Origin of the sequence: Kaistella sp. (assembly GCF_041824135.1) — a bacterium.
In the GTDB taxonomy this organism is placed as follows: domain Bacteria; phylum Bacteroidota; class Bacteroidia; order Flavobacteriales; family Weeksellaceae; genus Kaistella.
Genome location: NZ_JBGZYM010000013.1, coordinates 1 through 7730 on the forward strand (window position 1 = coordinate 1; position 7730 = coordinate 7730).

A 7730-nucleotide genomic window follows, 5' to 3' on the forward strand; every position below is an offset into this window, starting at 1 on the left:
GTCCTGATGAAATTACTGAAGAAGTGAAAACTTCTGGACTGAGAGGTCGTGGTGGAGCAGGATTTCCAACTGGAATGAAATGGAGTTTCCTGGCTAAACCTGAAGGCGTACCAAGATATTTGGTAGTGAATGCTGATGAATCTGAACCTGGAACATTTAAAGACCGTTATTTGATGGAGTTTATTCCTCATCTTTTAATTGAAGGAATGATTATTTCCTCTTTCGCTCTTGGAGCAAAGACTGGTTATATCTATATCAGAGGTGAATATGCCTGGATCGTAGAGATTTTAGAAACTGCGATTGATGAAGCAAAAGCTGCTGGATTTTTAGGAAAAAATATTTTAGGAACTGGTTTCGATTTAGAAATCTATGTTCATCGTGGTGCTGGAGCTTATATCTGCGGCGAGGAAACTGCCCTTTTAGAATCTTTGGAAGGTAAAAGAGGTAACCCTCGTTTGAAACCACCTTTCCCTGCTGTTAAAGGTCTTTGGGAATGTCCAACGGTTGTAAATAACGTCGAAACGATTGCTGCAGTTGTTCCAATTATTAATATTACGGGAGCTGAATATGCAAAAATTGGCGTTGGTCGTTCAACGGGTACGAAATTAATTTCTGCGTGTGGAAATATCAACAAACCAGGAGTTTACGAAATAGATATGACCATTACTGTTGAAGAATTCATTTATTCTGATGAATATTGTGGTGGTATTCCAAATGGTAAAAAATTAAAAGCCTGTATTCCAGGTGGAAGTTCTGTACCGATTGTTCCAGCGAATTTATTGTTGAAAACGATCAATGGTGAACCTCGTTATATGAATTACGAATCCCTTGCTGATGGTGGTTTTGCTACCGGAACAATGATGGGTTCAGGTGGATTTATCGTTCTAGATGAAGATCAGTCTGTAGTTAAACATACTTTAATATTATCAAGATTCTACGCCCACGAAAGCTGTGGACAATGTACCCCTTGTAGAGAAGGAACTCCTTGGATGCGCATGATTTTAGAAAAAATTTACAGCGGAAAAGGAACCGCGGCAGACATTGATTTGCTGTGGGATGTTCAGCGAAAAATAGAAGGAAACACGATTTGTCCGTTAGGTGATGCGGCTGCTTGGCCTGTTGCTGCTGCAATCCGTCATTTCCGTGATGAGTTCGAATGGTATATTGATAATCCGGAAAGTCAAACAAGAAATTATGGTTTAGCCAATTATGCTGATCCAATTCCGGTGGCTGTAAAAGCAGAGTAAATAGAAATAAAGTTAGAAGATATAAAGAGTGTATTCTCTTTTAGCCATGAAGAAAGTAGCAGTTTTAGCAGCATTATTTTTAGGATTTAGTTTTGGCTTTGGTCAAGATGAAAAACCTAAAAAAGAACCTTTAACAAAAAAAGGACAAATGCTTATTTTTTGGGGATGGAATCGGGCCGCGTTTACCAATTCCGATATTCATTTTAAAGGAGATGGTTATGATTTCGTTTTGCATAAGGTGGTCGCTCACGATCGGCCTACTGAGTTTTCATATTATAACTATTTTAAACCAGACAGGATCACAATTCCGCAGACTAACCAGCGATTTGCTTATTTCCTTAAGGATAATGTCGCAGTAGTTGTAGGAGTTGACCACATGAAATATGTGATGGATCAAGAACAGTCAGTGAAATTTTCTGGTAACATTACCGATCCGGCTTATGCTGCAATGGTGCAAAACGGTCAGGTTGATTTAACAGATGGAGAATTCTTAGTATTTGAGCATACCGACGGATTGAATTATATCAACTTCGGTTTAGAAAAATATAAGAACATTTATAATAAAGAAAATTTCGATGTTGTATGGAGTTACGGTGGCGGTTTAGGCCCTATGTTTCCAAAGAGCAATGTGAAATTATTTGGTAATGAAAGAAGCGACCGATTCCACGTAGCGGGATTTGGTTTGGATGGTAGAACCAGTTTAAATTTTGTTTTTTGGAAACATGTGGTGGCAAGAGTCGAAGCGAAAGCTGGCTACATCAATATGTTTGATATTAAAACAACCTTAAATAACAAACCTGATAAAGCGGAACAGGATTTCGTTTTTGGACAAGTTAATTTTGGAATTGGATATACCTTTAATACAAAAAAATAATTAATTCATTTTTGAATTCATCTATAATGAGCGAAGAAATTAAAAAATTTAAGATAACCATAGACGGACAGACAACTGAGGTTTTGCCCGGTACTTCTATTTTAGAAGCTGCGAGACAAATCGGTGGTAAATCGGTTCCGCCCGCGATGTGTTATTACAAACCATTGGAATCTAGCGGTGGACGATGCAGAACTTGTTTGGTAGAAGTATCAAAAGGATCTGATGCCGATACGCGTCCGATGCCAAAGTTAGTAGCAAGTTGCAGAACTGGCGTAATGGACGGGATGGAAGTGAAAAATCTTACCTCTGATAAAACACAGGAAGCAAGACATGCAGTGACTGAATTTTTATTGATCAATCATCCACTCGATTGCCCTATTTGCGATCAAGCTGGTGAGTGTCATTTACAGGATTTAAGTTATGAGCACGGCGTTGAACGAACACGTACTGAATTTGAAAGAAGAACTTTTGAGCCAGAAGATATCGGTCCTAATATTAAATTGAATATGAACCGTTGTATCTTGTGTGCAAGATGCGTTTTGGTGGCGAATCAATTAACTGAAACCAGAGAACATGGAATATTGTTCCGAGGCGATCACGCAGAAATTTCTACCAATTTAAATAAAGCTTTAGAAAGCGACTTCATCGGAAACGTTATTGATGTTTGTCCAGTTGGAGCTTTAACGGATCGAACAGCAAGATTTGCAAGCAGAGTTTGGTTTACAAAACCCATGAACGGAACTTGTGAATGTTCAAAATGTGCAGGGAAAGCAGTGGTTTGGATGAAAGGCGAAGAAGTAATTCGAGTAACTGCGAGAAAAGACCAGTACGACGAAGTTCAGGAGTGGATCTGCGACGAATGTCGTTTCCATAAAAAAGATTTAAAACTATGGACGATCGAAGGCCCACGTCATATCGATCGCCATTCAGTGATTTCTTTGAACCACTACCAGAAACCTAAAAATATGATTAGTCTTTTGGATAATCCAGATGCAAAAGAACTGAGCGATAAAGACGAGAAATAATTATGGAGTTACTTACTTTTAAGATCATTTTGGTCGTTGTACTATTCACCGTATCTTTAGGTGTTGCCGCCTATTCTACTTGGGGCGAAAGAAAAGTAGCAGCGATTCTTCAGGACAGAATTGGTCCGGATAGAGCTGGTCCTTTTGGAATTTTGCAGCCGTTAGCTGATGGTGGTAAATTATTCTTTAAAGAAGGATTCGTTCCACAAGGTGCAGATCGTTTTCTGTTCTATGTCGGTCCGGCCTTGACCATGTTTATTTCCTTAATTACAGGAGCGGTTATTCCTTGGGGAAAATCTTTAAATATTGGTGGAAACTCTTTCGATATTCAGGTCGCCAATATTGATGTTGGTGTTTTGTACTTAATAGGAATGGTCTCTATCGGAGTATATGGAATGATGATCGGTGGTTGGGCTTCTAATAATAAGTATTCTTTGATTGGAGCAATTCGTGCTTCGTCTCAAATGATTTCTTATGAATTAGCAATGGGTCTTTCTCTTCTTTCTATTATTTTAATGTCCGGAAGTTTAGATTTACATTTTATAACCTCTTCGCAAGGAACCGGAAAAATTTGGGGATTCATACCAGCTGATGGAATGAACTGGAATATTTTCTATCAACCTTTAGCCTTTATCATCTTTTTCGTCGCAGCTATGGCAGAAACAAACCGTCACCCTTTTGATTTACCAGAATGTGAATCAGAATTGGTTAATGGTTACATGACCGAATATTCTTCAATGAACTACGGACAATACATGTTCGGTGAATATGTGAATATGTTTATCTCTAATGCTTTAATTGCTACGTTATTTTTCGGAGGATTTAATTATCCCGGAATTAGCTGGGTCGCAGAAAACTGGGGAGAAAATACTGCCGGAATCTTAAGTATCGCGGCAATGTTAGGTAAAACAATCTTAGGAATTTTAATCTTTATGTGGATCCGTTGGACCATCCCGAGATTTAGATATGACCAATTAATGCATTTAGGCTGGAAGAAATTAATTCCTTTAGCATTATTGAATTTAGTAATTACGGCCGCCGTGATTGTTTTCTTCGCAAACTAAAAAATCAAAGAAGTTTTAATGCAACACTGAAAAGTGGCGCTAAAACCCATCAATATGAAATTGACAAACAGATCGAAAGTAGTCTCGAACAAAGAGATGACTTTTATGGAAAAATTATACCTCCCAGAAATTTTCAAGGGAATGGCTATTACTTTAAGGCATGCGATTGAAGGGCCGAAAGGAAAAGTGTACGCTTATCCCGAAGTCATCAAACCGATTGCTAAAGTTTGGCGCGGACAACACGTTCTAAAACGTGATGAAGAAGGTCGTGAAAGATGTACTTCTTGTGGATTGTGTGCGGTGGCTTGCCCTGCAGAAGCAATTACCATGACTTCTGCCGAAAGAACCAAAGACGAAAAACACCTTTACCGGGAAGAAAAATATGCGGCGGTCTATGAGATCAATATGCTTCGTTGTATTTTTTGCGGAATGTGTGAAGAAGCTTGTCCGAAATCGGCAATTTACATGACAGACCGTTTGGTAGATGTAGAAACCAACCGTGGAAGTTTCATTTATGGTAAAGACAAACTGGTTGAAAAAATCAATGAAAGAATTGATATTACCGCTCGTCAAACTGAATTACAAAAAAAATCAGTAAAATAGTATGGAACAAATCTTATTTTTCTTCGTATCATTTTTGGCTTTGGCAAGCGCATTCTTTTTTGTTTTTGCTAAAAATGCGATGTATGCTATTTTATCGCTTATCGTCACTTTCTTTTCTATCGCCGCTCTTTATATCTTATTGAATGCACAGTTCCTCGGGATTGTACAGATCATTGTATATGCTGGAGCGATCATGGTTTTATTTCTTTACATTTTAATGATGTTGAATTTGAATAAAGAAGATGAGAGCAAAAAGAAAAACCTACCCAAATTCATCGGCGTGTTTACTTCCGGATTATTATTGGTTGGGATTTTAGGAGCCTTCAAAGGATTAAACCAAAAAACATTTGCAGGTGATGTCGATACCTCAGTTGGGTTGACGAAAAACCTTGGTAGATTATTGTTTAACGAATATGTTTTGCCGTTTGAATTGGCTTCTATCCTGATTCTTGCAGGAATTGTAGGTGCGGTTTTAATTGGTAAAAAAGATTTATAGAATTATGGGAGAAGTAAATTCATTTATACAGGCAGTACCATTAGAATATTTTATTATTCTAAGTTCTGTTTTGTTTTGTCTCGGTGTTTTGGGGGTTTTAATCCGCAGAAATGCCATCATCATTTTAGGATGTGTGGAGTTAATGCTTAATTCTGTAAACCTTTTACTGGCTGCTTTCTCCTCTTACAAAGGTGACGGGAACGGACAGATACTGGTTTTCTTTATCATGGTGGTCGCTGCAGCAGAAGTTGCCGTAGGTTTAGCAATTATCGCCATGTTGTATAGAAATACAAAATCGGTAGACATTAGTATTTTTAATAAATTAAGAGGATAATATAGGATGGAAAATTTAGTTTACGCGATTATACTTTTACCACTTGCAGGATTTCTATTCAACGGATTATTCGGAAAAAAGCTTCCGAAGGTTTTGGTAGGAACAGTTGCTACGGCAGTTGTATTTGCTTCATTTCTTATCGCTTCAAGTTTATTCTTAAAGTTTGATTCAGAATCACAGCCCGTTATTGTAAAAGCATTTGAATGGTTTAGGATTAACGGAATCCAGGTGAATTTCGCCTTCCAGATTGATCAGCTTTCATTGATGATGGTATTGATCATTACCGGAATCGGATCCTTGATACACCTCTACTCTATTGGCTACATGGCAACTGACGAAGGTTTTTATAAATTCTTTTCTTACATGAATTTATTTATCTTCATGATGTTACTGTTAGTAATGGGAAGCAATTACTTAATTCTTTTCATTGGATGGGAAGGTGTTGGATTATGCTCTTATTTACTCATTGGATTCTGGTACAAGAACAAAGAATATGGTGCTGCTGCAAGAAAAGCTTTTATCATGAACCGTATTGGTGACTTGGGAATGATCATTGGAATTCTGATGATTGCCTCTCAAACCAACGCTATTGATTACCTTTCTGTAGCCCAAAATTCAGGAAAATTTGAACTGGATTCAGGAGTGATAATATTCATCACCGCGAGTTTATTTATTGGAGCCATCGGGAAATCTGCACAGGTTCCTTTATTCACTTGGCTTCCAGATGCGATGGCTGGACCAACTCCAGTTTCAGCATTGATTCACGCGGCGACCATGGTAACTGCTGGTATTTATTTAGTGGTCCGTTCGAACTTCCTATTTTCACTGGCTCCAACAACAATGGACGCTATTCTCTTCATCGGGCTATTAACGGCTTTAGTTGCTGCCTTTATCGGACTTCGACAAAACGATATTAAAAAAGTTTTAGCCTATTCTACCGTTTCACAATTGGGCTTTATGTTCGTTGCAGTTGGTGTAGGCGCTTATACCACCGCAATGTTCCACTTGATGACGCATGCTTTTTTCAAAGCGTTGTTATTCTTAGGTTCAGGTTCTGTAATTCATGCCATGAGCGGAGAGCAAGATATGAGATTGATGGGTGGTTTAAAGAAAAAGATTCCAGTTACGCATATTACTTTCCTAATCGGAACATTAGCAATCTCAGGATTCCCATTCTTTTCAGGGATGATCTCTAAAGATGAAATTTTAGCAAATGCATTTGGTAAAAACCCGATGATTTGGGTAATTCTATTTGCGATCGCAGCAATGACAGCGATTTATATGTTCAGAGCGTACTACTTAACATTCCATGGAGAATTTAGAGGAACTGAAGAACAGAAAAGTCATCTTCACGAAAGTCCTTTAAATATGACCATACCGTTAGTGGTTCTTGCTATACTTTCAGTTGTTGGTGGTTTTATTAACCTTCCACATTTCATAGGTCACGGCGACTATGCCAATTTAGATCAGTGGTTGAATATCCTTTACGTTTATGATTTAGAACTTCCAGAAGTTCCATTCATGACGGAAATGATTCTTTTAGGATTAACTGTTTTAATGTTCTTTGTGGTTTGGTTCGTTGTTAAAAACATCTACGTCAACAAGAAAAAAATGGCTTTGCCAGAGGAAAATTATATTGGCTGGGAAAAACTATCCAACAGAAAATTATTCATCGATGAATTGAACAATGCGACATTTGTGAAATTTATTGAAGGTCTTGGTGTCGGTGGAAATATGTTTGACAAAGGCGTTTTAAAAAGATTTGGCGACTACATTGGTACTGGAGCAGAAGATTCTGGAAGAGCCGCAAAAAAGCTTCAAAACGGAAATGTAGAGAATTATGTTCTCATCATGTCTTTGGCGATCGGAATTATTTTAATTGTTAACTTTATATTACAATAGTAAATGTCATACCTATTATTAACATTACTGCTTTTACCTCTTATAGGTTCAGTCTTGGTGTTCGCGTGGAAAAATCCCGCCAGTAAATATCTCGCATTAGGAATTGCATTTGCACAAATGTTATTGACCTTTTATATGCTGTCTAATTTCGATTTCAAACCTACCGTTGACGGAGTTTTGCAATA

At 37.8% G+C, this 7730-nt stretch carries 8 protein-coding genes and 1 pseudogene; all 9 read left to right on the plus strand.

Annotation, left to right across the window (positions count from 1 at the left end):
- The coding region (gene nuoF, locus ACEYOS_RS01390) for an NADH-quinone oxidoreductase subunit NuoF (protein ID WP_373797479.1) at positions 1 to 1247 on the plus strand (1247 nt) is incomplete at its 5' end.
- 46 nt (positions 1248 to 1293) lie between these two features.
- Positions 1294 to 2121 carry a hypothetical protein gene (locus ACEYOS_RS01395; RefSeq protein ID WP_373708026.1) on the plus strand — a complete coding sequence of 276 codons (828 nt, stop codon included), beginning with the start codon at positions 1294 to 1296 and terminating at the stop codon, positions 2119 to 2121.
- 26 nt (positions 2122 to 2147) lie between these two features.
- The gene (locus ACEYOS_RS01400; protein ID WP_373708027.1) at positions 2148 to 3146 is read left to right on the plus strand and encodes a 2Fe-2S iron-sulfur cluster-binding protein; all 999 of its coding nucleotides are present in this window, start codon (positions 2148 to 2150) and stop codon (positions 3144 to 3146) included.
- Positions 3147 to 3148: 2 nt separating this feature from the next.
- Positions 3149 to 4210 (plus strand): NADH-quinone oxidoreductase subunit NuoH, encoded by a 1062-nt coding sequence (nuoH, locus tag ACEYOS_RS01405; protein ID WP_373708127.1) that lies wholly within the window; start codon positions 3149 to 3151, stop codon positions 4208 to 4210.
- Between the two features lie 54 nt (positions 4211 to 4264).
- A complete protein-coding gene (locus tag ACEYOS_RS01410; RefSeq protein WP_373708128.1) occupies positions 4265 to 4813 on the plus strand; it encodes an NADH-quinone oxidoreductase subunit I in 549 nt (182 codons plus the stop codon).
- Position 4814: 1 nt separating this feature from the next.
- Positions 4815 to 5309: an NADH-quinone oxidoreductase subunit J gene (locus ACEYOS_RS01415; RefSeq protein ID WP_373708129.1), complete on the plus strand. Its 495-nt coding sequence runs from the start codon at positions 4815 to 4817 to the stop codon at positions 5307 to 5309.
- 4 nt (positions 5310 to 5313) lie between these two features.
- Positions 5314 to 5643, plus strand: coding sequence for an NADH-quinone oxidoreductase subunit NuoK (gene nuoK, locus ACEYOS_RS01420; RefSeq protein ID WP_373708130.1), 330 nt, complete (start codon positions 5314 to 5316; stop codon positions 5641 to 5643).
- Positions 5644 to 5649: 6 nt separating this feature from the next.
- Positions 5650 to 7545: an NADH-quinone oxidoreductase subunit L gene (gene nuoL / locus ACEYOS_RS01425; protein WP_373708131.1), complete on the plus strand. Its 1896-nt coding sequence runs from the start codon at positions 5650 to 5652 to the stop codon at positions 7543 to 7545.
- A 3-nt stretch (positions 7546 to 7548) separates the two neighbouring features.
- Positions 7549 to 7730, plus strand: a pseudogene (locus ACEYOS_RS01430) (NADH-quinone oxidoreductase subunit M); the annotation flags it as partial.

Excerpts from the sequence above, each read along its gene's own strand:
- ACEYOS_RS01395 (WP_373708026.1), top strand. The coding sequence starts at position 1,294 with ATGAAGAAAGTAGCAGTTTTAGCAGCATTATTTTTAGGATTTAGTTTT.
- ACEYOS_RS01400 (WP_373708027.1), top strand. The coding sequence starts at position 2,148 with ATGAGCGAAGAAATTAAAAAATTTAAGATAACCATAGACGGACAGACA.
- nuoH (WP_373708127.1), top strand. The coding sequence starts at position 3,149 with ATGGAGTTACTTACTTTTAAGATCATTTTGGTCGTTGTACTATTCACC.
- ACEYOS_RS01410 (WP_373708128.1), top strand. The coding sequence starts at position 4,265 with ATGAAATTGACAAACAGATCGAAAGTAGTCTCGAACAAAGAGATGACT.
- ACEYOS_RS01415 (WP_373708129.1), top strand. The coding sequence starts at position 4,815 with ATGGAACAAATCTTATTTTTCTTCGTATCATTTTTGGCTTTGGCAAGC.
- nuoK (WP_373708130.1), top strand. The coding sequence starts at position 5,314 with ATGGGAGAAGTAAATTCATTTATACAGGCAGTACCATTAGAATATTTT.
- nuoL (WP_373708131.1), top strand. The coding sequence starts at position 5,650 with ATGGAAAATTTAGTTTACGCGATTATACTTTTACCACTTGCAGGATTT.